Genomic DNA, 214 nt, shown 5'->3' with positions numbered 1-214 from the left:
ACGGCTTGGTGATTGATGCCAGCGGTAACTGGAGCATCGACTTAACCGGCACCACCTTGGCCGATGGCACTTACCCTGTCAGCGCCACCGTCACTGACCTGGCGGGCAACAGCAAGACCGTCACCCAAGACGTGGTGATTGATACCAAGATTGACCAAGATGGCGACGGCAACACCGTGGCGATCACCAGCATTACCGATGACACCGGCGCCTC

1 protein-coding gene is annotated in these 214 nt (G+C 58.9%); it reads left to right on the top strand.

Translation table 11 applies throughout. The features are described 5' to 3' along the window. Positions 1 to 8: 8 nt before the first annotated feature. A partial coding sequence (locus MO387_RS21120; RefSeq protein WP_242326534.1) for an Ig-like domain-containing protein occupies positions 9 to 214 on the top strand: 206 nt, incomplete at its 3' end.

This window comes from Shewanella sp. N2AIL (assembly GCF_022690845.1).
Taxonomy (GTDB): domain Bacteria; phylum Pseudomonadota; class Gammaproteobacteria; order Enterobacterales; family Shewanellaceae; genus Shewanella; species Shewanella baltica.
Note: the sequence above shows the minus strand (reverse complement) of the source record. Positions and strands in the feature narration are given on the sequence as shown.